Genomic DNA, 18,024 nt, shown 5'->3' on the forward strand with positions numbered 1-18,024 from the left:
CACTCCCCTTACTTGTTCATTTTTTTCAAATAGCTTGACCGCACCGCGAGGAAGAATAGAAGCTGAAAAATGAAAAACCCTCCGATGGTGAGACTAAGCGGTCCCGCTACATCGGAATAGCCTTCCACAGCCAATGTCCTCAAGGCAAACAGCGTATGCATGACCGCAATGACAAATGGAAAGAAGAAAAGAATTGCCAGTTGTATCGTCACACTTTGTGCCATTTCACGCTCACTCAGGCCGATTTTGGCCAGTGAACGATAGCGCTCCCGGTCTTCATCTAAATCAGTGAACAGCCTGAAATATAAGAAGCTTGCTGCCGCGACAAAGAATACAATTGCGATAAACAGGCCAATAAATAAACTCAGGCTCGGCAGCTGCACCGTGTCATAGTAGGTGCCGGCTTTTGCCATAAAATCAGAATGCACGTCAATATAGTTGCCGTAAATCTCATTTTTCAAGGATTGGCTGATCCCAAGACTGTCTTTCCAATGATCATAGCTGTAGCCGTATAATGACGCTTTATCACCGAGTGATTTAAGCTGATCAAAGGTTTGATCGTTCACCGCGATGATGGCATTCAATGAAATCAGCGGTTTTTTGACTTCTTTTACTGTCAGTTTTTGGCCAGACGGCTTGCCTTTTTGGTTCAGCAGCTTCAGCTGAATCGGCGCTTCGTTTTTGAAATTGCGGTCATATGTGCCAGGGAAATAGACAGTCTCATCATTTTTCAGGCCGCTCAGCTTGATATGGAAGTATTTTGACACATCCGATTCGCTGATCATGTAAACAGGTGGAACAGTATCTCCTTCCTGATAGCGAACATAGGAAACATCTATTTTGTCTTTCTTATACGTAAAGCCGTGTGTTTTCAGTTCATGGTCAATTTTTTTCAAATGAGTCTGTTCTTTTGGATTGTTGCTGTAAGATAAATACTCCATTTCATAAGCGGACTCTTCCGCCCCGACGGTCGATTTGTACATCGCGAGCACACCCGTAGCCGTAAACGCAACCGCGGAAATAATGCTGACAATAAAGAACAGGCGGGCGTTGTCTTTTAAACGATAGACAAGGTCAGAAACCCAAATGACATTTTTCCCGCGCAGATAAAAGGTTCTCCACTTCTTCAGCGCGCGCAGAACCCATATGCTGCTTTGGCTGAAAAAGAAATATGTTCCGATGACGGTGAGCAGTAAAATGATAAACGGTTCGGCCCCGTGGACATTGCCTTTAAGGACCATACCGTACCCGCCGCACAGACAGGCAATGCCGAATAAGGACAGAAGCACGGACGGCTTAGGCTCCGGCTTAATCTTGTCAGTGCCCTTTATTAATTTGATAACCGTATTTGATCTGACAAAAAGGATCGTAAACTGCGATAAAAGGAAAAATAAGAGCAGAAATCCGCCGGCCGTAATACCGAACGCTTTCCAAGGCATATACAAAGGCAGCGCGTCCATTTCTAAAATATAAGCGCCGACCGTAAAGAACGTCTTTGAAAAAATGAATCCTCCGATAATACCGGCTGCAATTGACATGACGCCGATGATCATATTTTCCGCAGTAATGAGCTTTCTCAGCTGCCCCGGCGTGATGCCCTGCATGAGCAGGATGCCGAATTCTTTATTTCTCGATTTCAAAAATGCGTTAACCGAATACAGAACAAATAAGAAAGAAAAAACAAAGATCATCCATTCCGCAGCGGTTAAGCCTTTTTTGGCGATGTTATTCAGGTAGCCTTCCTTTAATGCCGGATGAAACAGGAACATCGCAAAGGTAAAGAAAATCAAAACGGAAAAGGCGCTGCTTAAAAAGAATGCAAGATAGGCCCTTTTGTTTCTCGTAACGTTTTTATAAGCGAACTGAAGAAAGGTCATTTGCGTTTCCCCCCAGCATAGACAGCACATCGAGAATTTGTTCATAAAATACTTGGCGGTTTTCCCCGCGGTAAATCTCATTAAACAGTTCGCCGTCTTTTATAAAGATGACGCGGCGGCAGTAGCTTGCCGCAACAGGATCGTGGGTCACCATCAAAGCCGTGACATGATCATCCTGATTCAGGCTCTGCATCGTTTCCATGACGTCTTTTGATGCTTTGGAATCAAGGTTGCCCGTCGGTTCATCGGCCAGGATGAGTGACGGCTTATGAATGACCGCTCTTGCGATGGCGGCACGCTGGCGCTGTCCTCCGGATACTTCAAACGTCCGTTTGTTGAGCAGGTTTTCAATACCGAGCTTTGTCGCGATGCCTTGCAGTTTTTCTTTCATTACAGACGGTGCTTCTTTTTCAAGCGTTAACGGCAGCATGATATTTTCACCGATTGTCAGCGTGTCCAGAAGGTTGAAATCCTGAAACACAAATCCGAGCTGCTTGCGGCGGAAATGAGCGAGCTTTGTCCGCTTCAGACGATGCGGGTTTTCTCCGTGAATCAGGATATCGCCTGAATCCGGACGGTCGATCGTTGAAATGATATTCAAAAGCGTTGTTTTTCCGGACCCGGACGGCCCCATCACCGCCGTGAACTCGCCTTCTTCAATTGAAAATGAAATTTGCTTTAAGGCTTGATAGGACACTTGTCCTTTATAGGTTTTATTTATATGTTTGACTTCAAGCATATTCGCCATGAGAATCCTCCTTATGGTTTTATTCTTGTTGATCTGGGCTGCTTTCATGTAGTGCCGGGACGTTCAACATAAAAATCCCCTTGACATAAATCCATGTTATCAAGGGGAAACAAAGCGAGCTATGTTGTTTTCTTAACGCAGCCTTACATTTTTGTAAGAAATGAAAATCGAACTGATGTCCCTTCACCGGGAGACGAGCTGATGTCTACCCTATGATTGAGCTTACCTGTAATTTCTTTGACGAGATGGAGGCCGATTCCCGTAGATTCTTGGAAACGCCGCCCGTTTTCACCGGTGTAATAAGGGTCAAACACCCGCTTGATATCTTGGGAGGGAATCCCGACACCGTAATCTTTGACTTCAAGCACCGTCCTGTCTTCATCGCGGAAGACATTCAGCTCAAGTCTGTCACTCTTGCCCGCTGAATACTTGACCGCATTTGTGACCACTTGGCCGATCGCAAATTTGAGCCATTTTGCATCGGTGTAAATCTGATGATCGTCGCAAATGTCCATTTTGGGATAAACGCGGTATTGAATAAAAAATCGTTTATAGCTTTGAATGACTGATTGAAGAAGCTCGGACAGAGAAACCGCTTCAATTTTAAAATCCCGTTCAAACAGGTCGAGCCTTGAAGAATAAAGAAGCGTCTCCAGCCCGAATTCAATCTGCCGGACTTCTTTTTTGATTTGTTCAAAAACGGGCTCATCCTCTTCTTGAATGATTAAATTAATGACCGACAGCGGCGTCTTTACTTGATGCACCCATTGATTCATATACGTCACCCGCGCGTCAAGCTTGGCTTCGGTCTCATGGAGCTTTTGGTGCTGCAGCCGGATCAGCTCCATCTGCTTTTCATACAGCTCTGAACAGAACACTGAAGAACCGAGATACGGGATATCCGTCCCTTCCTGCCCCGAGCTGAGCCAATGATACACGCCGCGGTCTTTGTACCAGCGATAGGCAAGATAGCCCGCCAAAATAAGAAGCTGCACGCCCAATATGTAAAACAAGTGAGAAAAAGAATGAAGACCCGCAAACCAGTAATAAAAGAAGACAAACAGCCCTTGAAGGAGAAAAAGCAGAATCAGCACTGTATGAGACCGTAGAAACAGCTTCATGACTGCGCCCTCAGCTGGTAGCCTTCGCCCCGCACCGGTTCAATAGAAACAGGCGCATTCAGCTCCCGCAGTTTTTTTCTGAGCCGCGTGATATACACGTTAAGTGTATTATCATCGACAAAAATGTCGGTGTCCCACGTCTTTTCCATGAGACGGTCCCGACCCGTCACCTTTTCTCCCCGCTCCAGCAGCACTTCCAAAAGCTTACTTTCTTTTTTAGAAAGCTCGCTTTTTTCATCCTGATAACGCAGTTCAAACCGTTCTACAAAGAGCTGAACGCCGGCATATTCAACCACTTTCTCCCCCTGCTTTGCGGCGTACTCCCCGTACGCCCTGCGGATCTGGCTTTTGATTTTCGCCAGCACAATATCGTAGGAAAACGGTTTTTCGATATAATCGTCTCCCCCGTTTTCAATCGCCATCACCTGATCCATTTCCCCGCTTCTGGCTGAAATAAAAATGATCGGGCTTGTGGAGTGCTGGCGGATCTGGCGGCACCAATAATATCCGTCATATGCCGGCAAATTGATATCAAGCAGCACTACATCAGGCTTTTCCCGCAAAAAAACATCAAGAACAGCCGTGAAATCCGCGGTGACCACTGTTTGATATCCGTATTTTTCAAGGTAATTCTGCAACAGTCCACGAATGTCTTCACTGTCTTCCACAATCATGATCTTATTCAAACTGAACCACTCCCGTTTCTTACACTGCTGCCATCATCATAATCGTTTTGGGCGTATGGACGCAACACCGCACAAAAAAACCGCCATCTCGGCGGTTTCTGGTCTCTTCAGCCGACCTGCTGCTTAGCTGCTTTACCGGCTGATCCGAACTCTCTCATTTTGCTTCGCACTGTCTCTTCCACAGCTTCAATGCCGGGTGTCATATAGCCGCGCGGTTCGTACAGATCGCTGTTTTCCTGAAACATGCGGCGTGTTTCATCTGTCCAGGCTACCATACATTCCGTATTGATATTGATCTTCGCGTGGCCGAGCGTGATGGCTTTTTTGATCTGATCCTGCGGAATCCCGGATGCCCCGTGAAGAACGAGGGGAATATCAGTCATGCGGGAGATAGCCTCCATTTCCTTAAATCCGAGATTCGGCTCACCCTGATATTTGCCGTGTACAGAGCCGAGGGCCGCGGCCAGCGCGTCGATATTGGTTTCTTTGACGATCCGCTCACATTCCGTGATATCGGCATAGCGGACCCCGCCGACCAGTCCGTCTTCCATTCCGCCGACCGTGCCGACTTCAGCTTCTACTGACACGCCGTGCTTTCCGGCATAATCGGTGACTTCTTTTGTCATCACGATATTCTCGTCAATCGGCTGATGGGAGCCGTCAATCATCACTGAGCTGAATCCGGCATCAATAGCCTGTCTGCAGCGTTCCGCACTGCTTCCGTGATCGAGATGAAGCACGACCGGAACGGTAATCGCCATGTCCTCCATTAACGCGCCTACCATGGCGGCAATCGTTTTAAATCCGCCTAAATAGTCAACCAGGCGATCGGAAGCCGCGGCGATGACCGGTGATTGCTCCTTTTGCGCTGCCTGTAAAATCGCCTTCGTCCACTGCAGGCCGTTGATATTAAACTGGCCGACTGCATATTGCTCCCGCTTTGCATCTTCAAGAAGCTCTTTCATCGATACAAAAGCCATGTTCACCCCTCCTTTATCCATTACATGTTGAAGTATTTTGATACGACATCAACCGTTGTTTTTTTCGCTGTTTGAATGGCTTCCTCAGCACTCAGCTTATAGTATTCAGGCCGGAAGAGCTCAACCGATACAACATCAGAGAAGCCGATTTCCTTGAGGGCTGATAAGTGGGCATCTAAGTCAATCGCCCCTTGGCCCGGCCATACACGATCCTCATCCGTTAAAAAGCCGATTGGGAAATCTTCGGTATCGTCGATATGATAGATGAAAATTTTCTTTCCGTCCGCCTGCTTTAAGCTTTCAATATTTGAACCCATTGCATGAAAGTGGAAACTGTCAAGGACAAGCCCGACATTGTCACGGTTGACTGTGTTTATGATGTCGTACGCCTGTTCAAACGTATTGACCGTACATTGCGGATGGCCGACAAATTCAAGCGCGATTTTTACGCCGTACGGCTCCGCGATATCTGAAAGCTCAGTCAGCACCTCTACACTGCTCTTTTTGATCTCTTCTTTTACAATCTTCTGCTCAGTCACAAGCGGAACGGCCACGACATATTTCACACCGAGGGTTCTGCACGTTTCCATCATGCCTTTAAATTCAGCGATGATCTCATTGTGGCCCTTTTCATCACGGTTGTTGAAGAACACGAGTGCGTTTAAGGCAAGAGGTTTGATGTGATGGGTTTGAAAATATTCCGCAAGATCATCCAATGAATGATCTTTTAAGTACTCCGGCAGCTTATCCATTGTGCGGATTTCAATATAATCATAGCCGTGCTTTTCGCATAGTTCTAAATCCTGTTTAAGATTTGAGTTTTCCAATGTTGTAGCTTCATTAAAACAAAGTTTCATGTCAGACTCCCCCATCTGCGTTTTAGATATGAAGGGAGTTCGGCAGGAAGGCTGTTCGCCATATCCCGCCGAACTCCATGCTCAGCTTATGCCAGACCTAATTCTTCTTTCATTTTTCGAAGCATAAATCGGCTTGATTCATCCGCTCTTTCGTCGACCCAAGCAAAAACGGCATTCGTCGCAATTCCGTCGAACTTCATCTCTCTCAGCTTTCTGAAAATCGTCTCAAAATCAACCTCGCCTTGGCCAATGTCCAAATGCTGGTGAACCGTTACTTTCGCGTCAGGCGGATTGACGATGTAGCGCAGGCCGTGAGCCGCTTTATGATTAAAGGTATCTGCAAATAAAACGTGTGTGAGGCGGTCGCCGGCTTCGTCAAACATGGTCTCGATGTCGCCTTTGCCGTCATCATAGAAGAACGTATGCGCAGTCGAGTAGACAAGATTGATCCAATCCTTGTCAAGCGCGCGGATCATATCCATCGCACCTTTGTGCGTTTCGATAAAATCGTACGGATGGGCTTGAAGATTGAGTTTAATGCCTTCTTTTTCAAAGACTGGCAGAAGCTCATCCATGGATTTGATAAATTTTTCTTCACTTGTTAAAGGATCATATTTTGAACCGCTGAATTCACTGTTCATCAAATCGACTTCAAGTTCAACCGCAATTTCAATCGCCCGTTTCCAATTGCGCACTGCAGCCTGACGGCGGTCTTCTTCAGGACCCGCCCAGTGGTAAAGAGGAAGGAGCGATGAAAGCTTAACACCTGTATCCCTTAAAAGCCGCTTTAATTGTTTGATCTTTGCTGAATCGACTTTTGGATATTTATAGAATGGACAAAAATCCTCGCGCGGCGATAGTTCGATATATTCATAACCAAGTTCCGCCGTTTTATAGACCATTTCCTCCAAAGTTAAATCATCTCGATACATCGATGGATCCAATGCTAATTTCATATTTTTCACTCCTCTGTTTTTTAGTTTTCAACTGTTGTAAAAGATTGATAGAATTCCGGTTTTTCCTTCAATTCAACCTTTTCTTTTTGTCCAGATTCCTGGGCTTTTACACACGCGTCAGTGGTAACGGCAGCAATGTAGCCGTCCCATGCCGTCGGGCCGCTGACCTCGCCTTTCTTTTGAATCGAATCAATGAAGTCTTGGATTTCCACATCGTACGCAGCCACAAAGCGTCTCTGCCAATCCATCAGAATATCTGTGCTGAATTTTCCTTCTTTTCTCATGCTGATGCTTGATGGTTCAGGAAGCTTGATGACGCCGTCTTCTCCGACGATTTCACATTGAATGTCATAGCCGTATTTACAGTTCACATAGATTTCAGCATTGATGACGATGCCGCCTTTAGTTTCAATCAATACAATTTGCGGATCTTTTAAATGCGGAAGCGCATTTTTCGATTTTTTCGGATAGATAACTTGAACGGACTCGTAGTCATCATTGACGAGCCAGTGCAGCACATCAATTTCATGAACAAGCGTATCAACTACGGCCATATCCGTTGTGTAGTTATCTCCCACAGTCGGGTTGCGGTGTGCGCAGTGAATCATAAGCGGCTCGCCGATGACATGGTTGTCGAGCGCTTCCTTCAACTGTACGTAACCGCTGTCATAACGGCGCATGAAGCCGACTTGAACAAGGCGTTTGCCCACTTTCATTTCCTCTTCGACGATGCGCATGCATCCTTCAGCCGTTGTCGCGAGCGGCTTTTCACAGAACACATATTTCTGGGCTTTAATGGCTTTCAGCACACTCGATTCATGCGCAGGCCCCCAGCTAGTCACTAAGACAGCATCTACATTTTCGTCTGCAAGCAGGATGTCATCATTCGGATAAACCGTCGCGTTTAATTGGTATTGCTCAACAACCTTTTGTGCAGCTTCTTGATTGACATCCGTTACAGCAACGATTTCTGCGCCGGACAGCTTGTTCGTGATGCGGTTAATATGTTCTTTTCCGATTGCTCCAGTTCCAATTACGCCAATACGTAAACTCATTGACAGCCACTCCTTCTGTTGGTTACATCATTTTGCTTTCTGTTCCTTGCTTTACTTGGCTCTGAGGAGATCCGTAGAGTTCCTCTTGAATTTGTTCAAGCGACTTGCCAGACGTATTCGGCGCGAAGAGAAGCCCGATGATCATACTGGCCGTCACACATCCGAGGAGAATTGCAGCCATCGTTCCAATGCCGAAATTGGTTATAATCATTGGGACAAACAGACTCCAAATCCCTATTGAAATACGTACGAGGAAAAACATTAGTCCTTGTGCAGAAGCACGATATTGCGTAGGAAAGATTTCACTGGCCCATAACTGATAGTTGGCTTGCTGCCCGGCTCCGTTATTGATGCCGATCACGACAATAAACAGGAGCAGAATCGGCAGGCCTTCAACCGGCAGCAGAAACAGCGTCCATCCGATCACCGCCATAAAAGCGGCGATTCCAAATACGGTTTTTCTATATTTGTCGGCAAAGGGCATGAAGATGAAAGCGACCCCCAACCCTGTGAAGATAAACAGTCCCATTTGCAAAAGGTTTGCCATGTTGGCAGATACACCGCCGACCTGCTGATAAATGTATGGCATAAAGAAGCCCATCACACCGGCGGCTAAATTCCAAACCAAGTACACACCCATCAAAAACAGTATGCTTTTTAGATACATTGGCTTGAGCAAATCAAAATACGATGATTTGTTCAGTACGGCCGGCTTCTCTGTTTGTATGTCTGCGGGCTGATTTTTCTGCTGCCACGCATCTGACTCCGGAAGCCTGATTCTCAGGATGTACGTAATCAGCGCGATCACAAGCAGATGGGCAAATACGATTTTATTCCCCAAGAGGCCTAAATCACCGACCAGTACGGAAAGAAGCAGCACAACGACAGCGCCCGCGGCCCAAGCGACTTGTGCCACGCCGCAATGGCGGGCCCGATTTTTCTTTGGCGCATTTTCTGCAATAATGGTCCATGATGCGGTAATGTCAGCTCCCACTGATAAACCGATAATCATGTAACCGCTTAACAATATGGGGAAATTAACCCCAAACAGAACCAAACAAATCCCTATTGCATAAACCAGCATGCTATTGGTATAAACAGCCTTCCGCCCGACTTTATCAGCCAGATACCCGCCAAGCAGGGCGCCGACAGCGGCAGAAATTGCATTTGCGCTTAGCGCGCCGAGCAGCCCGATTTGTGTATCAGATAGCTTTAGATAACTGACCCATAACGATAAACCGGCAGATCCAGCCACAATCGAACCGGCATCAATATAGTTGGCCAATGCTGCCGCGATTGTCCGTTTATTGAAGGCCGATTCTGCATTGGTATTGCCCATATATCCAGTCCCCATTAAGCCAGATCCAACAACTGCTCATCAATATAGTTTCTCGCGATCAATGCATACTCAAGCGGGTTAGCTACATCGGGGTCCTGTTCAGCTTCAACGACAATCCATCCGGAGTAATCGTGCTTCAACAGCAGCTGATATACATCTCTAAAGTCAATGCATCCATCACCGGGAACCGTGAACATGCCTTTTAAAAATGCTTGTCGAAACGATTCCCCTCCAAGCCTGCATTGTTCCATGACATTCAGGCGGGCATCTTTAAAGTGCACATGCTTAATGCGGCCGATATGCTTCTCAAGCATTCCCATATAGTCACCGTCAGAAATGTACGCATGCCCTGTATCATAGAGGAGGTGTACATGCGCAGGGTCTGTTCCTTCCATCAGGCGGTCCACTTCTTCTGCTGTTTGGATGCCAGTGCCAAGATGGTGATGATACACAAGCTTCAAGCCATGCTGATCAGCAATTTTGCCAAGGTGATTCAACCCTTCGCAAAGCCGTTCCCATTCATCATCCGTAAAGTGCGGCTTCTCTGTGAACACATTTTTCTCCAAGCTTTGCACACTGTGTGTTTGTTCAGAGACAACTGCGACATCCGCGTTTACTTGTTGCAAATACTCACAATGCAGGGTAAATGCCTTTGCCGCTTCACCGAGTCCGTCACGCAAGATAAAGCTGCTGAACCATTTTCCCGCGATTCTTAAATTTCGAAGTTTCAGCTCTTTGTTCAGGATGGCCGGTTCGGGGAAAAAGCCCCCGACTTCCGTACCTTGAAAACGTGCGACAACGATATCACTCAGCAAATGCTGAAGTGTGTTTCCCGCTCCGATTTCAGGAATGTCATCATTCCGCCACCCAATAGGAGCAATGCCCCACAGGATTTTTTCTTTGCCCATCTATGAGCCTCCCCTCTAATACTGCTTCGCAGATTCCAGCATTTTTTCTTTTGCTTCGTATGCCTTCTGAACGCTTTCTTGTTCAGACACTTCTGCTACGCCGACATGCCACCAGCTGTCATAGCCGTCAGTCATTGTTTTTGGCAGAACCTTCATTTCAATTAATGTTGATACGTCCTGTTTCTTCGCATCCTCTAACGCCGCTTTTAACTCTTCTACTGTGTTGGCACGGTAGGTTTTTGCGCCGTATCCCTCAGCAACTTTCGCGTAATCAACATTCAAAATTTGGTTATCATCTGTGCGGAACTCACAATAGTAGCTGCCGCTGCCGTGATCCATTTGAAGGTTGTTGATACATCCAAAACCAGAGTTGTCAAAGAGCAGCACATTGATTTTCTTGTTGTACTGAATCGCCGTGATCAGCTCGGAATGAAGCATCAGGAAGCTGCCGTCTCCGACAATGGAATACACTTCTCTGTCAGGGTGGGCCAATTTAAGCCCCAGTGTGCCGGACACTTCATAGCCCATGCAGGAATACCCGTACTCCAGGTGATACGTATTCGGAACATTAGAATGCCACAAACGCTGCAAATCTCCTGGAAGGGAGCCTGCTGAACAGATGATCACGCTGTCTTCAGGAATCGTCTCGTTGATTGTCAGCAATGCCGTTGTTTGCGGCAGCTCAGTGTTCAACGCGTCAGCGTATTCATTTAGAATCTCCTGAGAGAAATGATTTTTGATTTCCGGATCAAACGCTTTCCGTTTAAACGTCACTTTGCTGAGGCGTTCGCGTTCAGCGAGCCATTCATCCTTCAGCTCCTTGATCGTGGAGCCGAATTCGCTCTTATAGCCTTCAAGCAAACCATGCAGTTTGCCAAGCGTCACTTTCGCATCCGCTACCACTTGGAACGCGTCGAGTTTATACGCCTGCATTCGGCTGACATTGATGTTCAGGAACTTCGCTTTATCAAAATCAAAAGCGGTCTTAGAGGATGTCGCAAAATCCGTATATCTTGTACCGATACCGATAATCAAATCAGCTTGGCGGGCCGCTTTATTTGCCGCAAGTGTACCTGTGATACCCATTCCGCCGAGGTTGTTCGCAAAATCAGCTTCAACTGTCGACTTTCCTGCCTGCGTTTCAACTAACGGAATGTTATACGCTTCAGAAATGGCAACCAATTCATCGCGCGCGCCGGAGTATTTTGCGCCTCCGCCGACGAGGATCACAGGATTTTTGCTGGCTTTAATCAGCTCCGCAGCACCTTGAAGCTCGCGCTCGCTCGGCTGCATGCGATCAATATAGTGAACCCGTTTGACGAAGAAACTTTCATCAAAGTCGTATGCTTCTCCTTCAACATCCTGAGAAATGCAAATCGTTGCCGGACCTGCTTTTGCCGGATCAGTCATGACTTCAAACGCGCGCAGTAAACTGCTCATGAGCTGCTCAGGGCGCGTAATGCGGTCCCAGTATCTCGATACAGGTTTCAATGCATCGTTTGTTGTAATCGCCGCACTGTATTCTTGCTCCATTTGCTGCAGTACAGGGTCTGGCTGTCTTGTCGCAAATGTATCTGCCGGAATTAAGAGAACTGGGATATTATTTGCCAATGCAGTGCCGGCTGCCGCCACTAAGTTAGCAGCTCCCGGTCCGACGGATGTAGAGACCGCATATATTTTTCTTCTCAGCATTTGCTTGCTGTACGCCATTGCGGCATGGGCCATTCCTTGTTCGTTTTTCCCTTGATAGACTTTCAAATGGCCTGCATCCTGCTCAAGCGCCTGGCCGATCCCTAATACGTTTCCATGACCGAAAATCGTGAAAATCCCTTCAACGAAAGGCTCTTCCTTTCCATCTACATGGATGTACTGCTGGTTTAAGAATTTAATCAGCGCTTGTGCTGTTGTTAAGCGAATTTTCTTACCCACAAACGATCCCACCTTTACTCGATCTTTTTCAATTATGACTGTGCTTCAATAAGCTGTACGATTTCATCTGCAGTCGGCATCGCTTCTGACGAACTGTGCTTGCTCACCACAATGGAGGCTGAAGCGCTGCCGTATTTCAATGCCGTTTCGATGTCTTTTCCGCTGACAAGGCCGTAGATAAAGGCTGACGCATAGGAGTCACCGGCTCCAAAGGTTTTCAGCACTTTTGTCTTGTACGCTTGGGCGCGGAATACCTCGCCGGATTTGCTGTATGCGTAAGAGCCTTCAACGCCGTGTTTGATGACAACGAGGTCGGCTGAATGATCAAATAAATGATTGACGGATTCTTCATTGCTTCCGCCTGTGCGGTTTTCCATTACATCAAATTCATCACGTGTGCCGATGACGATATCAGACTGCTCGGCGACCAAAGAATAGTAAACGGCTGTTTCATCCACTGACTGCCACGTATACGGGCGATAATCCAATTCGAACACCACTTTAACCTGATGCTTTTTCGCATATTGAACAGCTTTTAACACCGCTTCCCGTGACGGGCTTTTGGCGAGCGCTGTCCCGGAAACAAGCAGCATTTTCGCATTTGCGATATAGTCCTCGCTTACCTCTGAAGGCTCAAGATAAAGATCCGCCACATCATCGCGATACATTAAGATGCTGCATTCTTCCGGGCTGAGAATTTCTGTAAATGCAAGGCCTGCTTTGTGGCCATCTTGATCCACAATCATCTGTGTTGTGTCAACGCCGGTATTTCTCATATAGGACTCTATGAATCTTCCATGCTGGTCATCTGGAATTTTGCCGATGAAGCCCGCTTTTAAGCCAAGCTTCGCGCTGCCGATTGCGATATTTGCAGGTGAACCGCCGACATATTTCGAAAATGTCATCGTTTCTTCCATTGGGCGGTTGTATTCGACTGCGTTCAGATCTATACATGCCCGGCCGATGGCAACAATATCAAAAGCCTTCTCTTCATTGAATGTATACTTCATCGTAAACAGCCACTCCTCACTTGTTAACGTTCTAAAATCCACTCATGCGCCGGGTCATTATGAAACTTCCATTTCCGCGTCGGCCCTGCCATGACATTTAAATAGTAGGATGTGTATCCGTCCGGCACGCCTACCGGGTGGTATCCTGCAGGAACGATGACAACGTTTTCATTTTCTACAGTCATTGTCTCGTCAATCGAGCGGTCATCTGTGTATACACGCTGAAACACAAAGCCCTGTCCCGGGTCTAACTCATGGTAGTACGTTTCTTCTAAAAAAGATTCCTCCGGCAAATTGTCTTGATCATGTTTATGAGGCGGATAGCTGGACCAGTTGCCGCTGTCTGTATAGACTTCAACTACTAATAGGCTGTTAGCTGAAGGGTCTGAATCCGGAAGAATGTTGTGAACAGTACGTTTGTTTGAAAACTTCCCGCGATGCTCAATGCCATTGTCTTCCGCTTTGATCAGCTTTGTCGGAAGCTGTTTTTCCGATGGAGAATAGCAAAGCGCCACTCTTGCGTCGCTGACCGCTGTGATCTCAAAGGAACGGTCATTTGAAATATAGACGCTGTCTGTCGGTTTTCGTTCGAATACGCTTTCACGTGTGCCGATATTCTCAAAAGTCGACTCGTGATCGGTCACTGTAATGTTTCCCGTTACCGCGACAATACAGATTTCCTGTTTTTTCAATTCTTCTGCATAGCTGGAACCGGAAGCGAGATCTAACACTTTAAACTCTACATAGGTGAGATCAGAGTTGGATTTCGTTACTTCGTGCACCAGTTTGACCCCATTAGACACTTCATTCGACTGCGGCTTACGCAACAAATAACTCATAGTGAAGCCCTCCTCTTTCTATTGGTAGAATGAGTCCGAACAGCGCGCATAGACGCCGTTCGGCTGTTCGTCGTTTAGTTGAAATCAGGTGCTGGATATCTTGCCGTAACCACTTTTTTACGCGTATAGAAGTCAACGCTGTCTTTTCCGTTCGCATGCAGCGTTCCAAAGAATGAAGACTTCCAGCCTGAGAATGGGAAGAATGCCATTGGAGCAGGCACACCCAGGTTGATGCCGAGCATTCCCGCATCAATGTTTTCACGGAAGTAGCGGATTGCGTTTGAGTTGGATGTGAACAGGCAGGCACCGTTCGCAAACTCAGACTTATTGGCAATTTCGATCGCTTCTTTCAGGTTTTTCACGCGGATGACTGACAAGACCGGAGCAAAAATTTCATCTTTCCAGATCGTCATCTTTGTCGTGACATTGTCAAAGATCGTCGGGCCGACAAAGTAGCCGTCGTCAGATACATTTTCACGTCCGTCACAAACGAGTCTCGCGCCTTCTTCGAGCCCTTTTTCAATGTAGCTGAGCGTGCGCTTCTTGTTGTCTTCGCGAATAACCGGTCCTAAAAATACGCCGTCATCAAGGCCGTTACCGATTTTAATGTCAGCCACTTTTTCCTGCAGCTTCGCCATAAACTCATCAGCGATTCCTTCTTCAACTGTTACAACCGCACAAGCCATGCAGCGTTCACCAGCCGAACCGAAGGCTGCTCCGATGATGTTTGTGATCGTATCTTCGAGATTCGCATCGTTCAGGACAATCGTATGGTTTTTCGCGCCTGTCAGAGATTGAACGCGTTTTAAGTTTTCGCTTCCTTTTTTGTAGACATACTCGCCGACTGGCTTGGAGCCTACGAATGATATCGCTTTAATTTCAGGATGCTCGAGGATGCCGTTCACAACGTCATGCGCACCGTATACGACGTTGAATACCCCTTTCGGAAGGCCCGCTTTTTCAAAAAGCTCAACCAATTTCTCTGTTAACAGCGGTGTCCGCTCAGATGGTTTTAAAATAAATGTGTTGCCGAGCGCGATTGCCATCGGGAACATCCAGCAAGGAACCATCATCGGGAAGTTGAAAGGCGCGATTCCGCCGACAACTCCGATTGGGTAGCGGTAGTTGGCCGCTTCAACATCTGTTGCGATGGAAGCAAGTGAGTCACCCATCATCAGGGAAGGTGCTCCAGCTGCGAATTCTACGTTTTCAATTCCGCGTCCTACTTCTCCAAGAGCTTCTTTTGTGTTTTTTCCATTTTCAATGGTAATCAGATGAGCAAGTTCTTCTTTATGCTGAGAAAGCAGCTGCTGGAAGTTAAATAGAATTCTGGCACGGCGCGGAACCGCCACTTTTGACCATGTTTTAAATGCCTCAGCCGCTTTTTGCGCAGCGTAATCAATATCCTCTTTTGTTGAAATCGGCACTTGGCACAGCACTTCTTTCGTCGCCGGATTCACAACGTCTTCATATTTATCTGTTTTGCTTTCAACCCATTCACCGTTGATGTAGTTTTTTAATTTTCTGATTTCTGTCATTCTTATTGCCTCCTTCATTAGTAAACACATACACTTGTATGGGTGGTTCAGGATAGATTCATATCAATATCCACTGTTTCAGTAAGCCAAGAATTAAACGCTTTCAAAAAAACCAAAAAAATAAATGGTGATGCAATTTTAGATACAAGCAACCATTTCATACACATCAGGTTACTTTTTGGTCATTTCTTGGTTATATTCTAATCGCATAATACCCATAAGTCAATCATAAACACTAAATTTTTTCATTATTTTTATTATATTAATCTTTTAATCAATTAAGAGAGGTAAGAGAAGACCGTCGAATCTTGCAAAAGATATACACCGATGTTATCATTTTTTTAGCAACTATTGATCAACTTTTGGTTTTTATTATATATTTATGTTACGTAAAGATTCAAGAAGGAGTTTTTTAATATGAAACTGATGCGGATTCAGGAAATGGAGGAATACATTTTATCGCATGGCACTGTTTCCTTAGATGAGCTGTGCCAGGTGTTCAATGTCTCCAAAAACACAGTCAGACGTGATATCAACAAGTTAACAGAAAAGGGTGCGATTGAAAAAGTATACGGCGGCGTAACATCTATTGAGAAAACCGCATTAGTTCCTTTTGAGAATCGCACCATTCAGCACCAAGATGAAAAAACAAAAATTGCCCATTATGCTTCCCGTTTTATTGAAGATCACGATTTGATCTTCATTGATTCAGGAACGACAACAAAGTCTATTCTCGATACGCTTGATCCGGCCAAAAATGTCACCATTTTAACCAACAGTTTAGACATTATCAATGCGGCTTCAGCTTTGAAGAATATCAACTTAATCATGATCGGAAACAACTATAAGAGAAAAACGCGCTCCTTTGTCGGCATGGACGACCCGGCTATGCTTGATAAGTACAATATCAACAAAGCCTTTATGTCCGCTACCGGAACGACGCTGACACACGGATTGACCAATTCGGATCTGCTGGAGTACGAAATTAAAAAGAGGATTTCGGAAAAAGCAAAAGAAGTGTATTTATTGGCTGACCATTCAAAATTCGGAAAATCAACGCTTCTGACGTATGCGCCGTTTGACAGGCTGCATTGCATTGTGACATCTCAGCCATTAGATGACGAGTACACACAATACTGCAATGAGCACCAAATCAGCATTCATCTGGCCTAACGTTTACAATAGTGTTGAGAGTCTTTCATCCATTTTATTCTAGGAGGCAGATCATGAAAAAAGCAAAGCTCGGAAAATCAGACTTGCAGGTATTCCCTATCGGATTAGGAACAAATGCTGTCGGAGGACACAACCTCTACCCGAACCTGAATGAAGAAACCGGAAAAGAATTGGTGCGCGAGGCAATCCGTAATGGCGTGACGATGTTAGATACCGCTTACATTTACGGGATCGGCCGTTCCGAAGAATTAATTGGTGAAGTGCTGCGCGAATTTAACCGTGAAGATGTTGTTATCGCAACAAAAGACGCGCACAGAAAACAAGGAAATGATTTTGTCTTTGATAATTCACCAGAATTTCTTAAGAAATCAGTTGATGAAAGCCTGAAGCGTTTGAATACGGATTATATCGATTTGTTCTACATTCACTTCCCGGACGAACATACGCCGAAGGATGAAGCAGTTAACGCACTGAATGAAATGAAACAAGCCGGAAAAATCCGTTCCATCGGTGTATCCAACTTCTCTTTAGAGCAGCTGAAAGAAGCAAACAGAGACGGCTTGGTAGATGTATTGCAAGGCGAATACAACCTGTTAAACCGTGAAGCGGAAAACACATTCTTCCCGTATACGAAGGAGCATAATATCTCGTTTATCCCTTACTTCCCGCTCGTATCAGGATTATTGGCAGGAAAATATACAGAAGATACAACGTTCCCTGAAGGTGACCTCCGAAACGAAATGGAAAACTTCAAGGGCGAACGTTTCAAAGAAAATATCAGAAAGGTCAACAAGCTTGCGCCGATTGCCGAAAAGCACAACGTGGACATCCCTCACATCGTATTGGCTTGGTATTTGGCAAGACCGGAAATTGATATTCTCATCCCTGGAGCGAAACGTGCCGATCAGCTGGTTGATAACATCAAAACAGCAGACGTGACGCTTTCTCAGGAAGATATTTCGTTTATTGATAAGCTGTTCGCATAAGAAGAATAAAACAGCCTTCTCC

16 protein-coding genes are annotated in these 18,024 nt (G+C 45.9%); 2 read left to right on the forward strand and 14 right to left on the reverse strand.

Annotated elements, in window-relative coordinates; all coding sequences use genetic code 11:
• Positions 1-8: 8 nt before the first annotated feature.
• From yxdM to iolA, 14 genes are all read right to left on the reverse strand, one after another.
• Positions 9-1,877 carry an ABC transporter permease YxdM gene (gene yxdM / locus BSI_RS17455; RefSeq protein ID WP_003236365.1) on the reverse strand — a complete coding sequence of 623 codons (1,869 nt, stop codon included), beginning with the start codon at positions 1,875-1,877 and terminating at the stop codon, positions 9-11.
• On the reverse strand, positions 1,852-2,625 hold the full coding sequence (gene yxdL / locus BSI_RS17450) for an ABC transporter ATP-binding protein YxdL (protein WP_003236367.1): 774 nt from the start codon (positions 2,623-2,625) through the stop codon (positions 1,852-1,854). The genes yxdM and yxdL overlap by 26 nt, the downstream gene beginning before the upstream one ends.
• Before the next feature lie 143 nt (positions 2,626-2,768).
• Positions 2,769-3,746 (reverse strand): two-component system sensor histidine kinase YxdK, encoded by a 978-nt coding sequence (gene yxdK / locus BSI_RS17445; protein WP_003236369.1) that lies wholly within the window; start codon positions 3,744-3,746, stop codon positions 2,769-2,771.
• On the reverse strand, positions 3,743-4,432 hold the full coding sequence (yxdJ, locus tag BSI_RS17440) for a two-component system response regulator YxdJ (RefSeq protein ID WP_003236371.1): 690 nt from the start codon (positions 4,430-4,432) through the stop codon (positions 3,743-3,745). The genes yxdK and yxdJ overlap by 4 nt, the downstream gene beginning before the upstream one ends.
• A 107-nt stretch (positions 4,433-4,539) precedes the next feature.
• Positions 4,540-5,412, reverse strand: a complete 873-nt coding sequence (iolJ, locus tag BSI_RS17435; RefSeq protein ID WP_003236373.1) for a 6-phospho-5-dehydro-2-deoxy-D-gluconate aldolase — start codon at positions 5,410-5,412, stop codon at positions 4,540-4,542.
• 20 nt (positions 5,413-5,432) lie between these two features.
• Positions 5,433-6,269, reverse strand: a complete 837-nt coding sequence (gene iolI / locus BSI_RS17430; protein WP_003236375.1) for a 2-keto-myo-inositol isomerase — start codon at positions 6,267-6,269, stop codon at positions 5,433-5,435.
• A gap of 86 nt (positions 6,270-6,355) precedes the next feature.
• Positions 6,356-7,225 (reverse strand): sugar phosphate isomerase/epimerase family protein, encoded by an 870-nt coding sequence (locus BSI_RS17425; RefSeq protein WP_003236377.1) that lies wholly within the window; start codon positions 7,223-7,225, stop codon positions 6,356-6,358.
• Between the two features lie 20 nt (positions 7,226-7,245).
• Complete coding sequence (gene iolG, locus BSI_RS17420; protein ID WP_003236380.1) at positions 7,246-8,280, reverse strand: bifunctional inositol 2-dehydrogenase/D-chiro-inositol 1-dehydrogenase; 1,035 nt, start codon at positions 8,278-8,280, stop codon at positions 7,246-7,248.
• 22 nt (positions 8,281-8,302) lie between these two features.
• A complete protein-coding gene (iolF, locus tag BSI_RS17415; RefSeq protein WP_003236383.1) occupies positions 8,303-9,619 on the reverse strand; it encodes a myo-inositol transporter IolF in 1,317 nt (438 codons plus the stop codon).
• Between the two features lie 14 nt (positions 9,620-9,633).
• On the reverse strand, positions 9,634-10,527 hold the full coding sequence (gene iolE / locus BSI_RS17410) for a myo-inosose-2 dehydratase (RefSeq protein ID WP_003236385.1): 894 nt from the start codon (positions 10,525-10,527) through the stop codon (positions 9,634-9,636).
• Positions 10,528-10,542: 15 nt separating this feature from the next.
• Positions 10,543-12,456, reverse strand: a complete 1,914-nt coding sequence (iolD, locus tag BSI_RS17405; RefSeq protein WP_003236387.1) for a 3D-(3,5/4)-trihydroxycyclohexane-1,2-dione acylhydrolase (decyclizing) — start codon at positions 12,454-12,456, stop codon at positions 10,543-10,545.
• 32 nt (positions 12,457-12,488) lie between these two features.
• Complete coding sequence (iolC, locus tag BSI_RS17400; protein WP_003236388.1) at positions 12,489-13,466, reverse strand: 5-dehydro-2-deoxygluconokinase; 978 nt, start codon at positions 13,464-13,466, stop codon at positions 12,489-12,491.
• 23 nt (positions 13,467-13,489) lie between these two features.
• Positions 13,490-14,305, reverse strand: a complete 816-nt coding sequence (gene iolB / locus BSI_RS17395; protein WP_003236390.1) for a 5-deoxy-glucuronate isomerase — start codon at positions 14,303-14,305, stop codon at positions 13,490-13,492.
• A gap of 74 nt (positions 14,306-14,379) precedes the next feature.
• Positions 14,380-15,843, reverse strand: a complete 1,464-nt coding sequence (gene iolA, locus BSI_RS17390; RefSeq protein WP_003236392.1) for a methylmalonate-semialdehyde dehydrogenase — start codon at positions 15,841-15,843, stop codon at positions 14,380-14,382.
• A 417-nt stretch (positions 15,844-16,260) separates the two neighbouring features.
• On the opposite strand from iolA, the gene iolR reads away from it, so the two are divergent.
• Together iolR and BSI_RS17380 are read left to right on the forward strand one after the other, a co-directional pair.
• The gene (iolR, locus tag BSI_RS17385; protein WP_003236399.1) at positions 16,261-17,016 is read left to right on the forward strand and encodes a myo-inositol utilization transcriptional regulator IolR; all 756 of its coding nucleotides are present in this window, start codon (positions 16,261-16,263) and stop codon (positions 17,014-17,016) included.
• A gap of 53 nt (positions 17,017-17,069) precedes the next feature.
• Complete coding sequence (locus BSI_RS17380; RefSeq protein WP_003236402.1) at positions 17,070-18,002, forward strand: aldo/keto reductase; 933 nt, start codon at positions 17,070-17,072, stop codon at positions 18,000-18,002.
• Positions 18,003-18,024: the final 22 nt, after the last annotated feature.

This window comes from Bacillus inaquosorum KCTC 13429 (assembly GCF_000332645.1).
Taxonomy (GTDB): domain Bacteria; phylum Bacillota; class Bacilli; order Bacillales; family Bacillaceae; genus Bacillus; species Bacillus inaquosorum.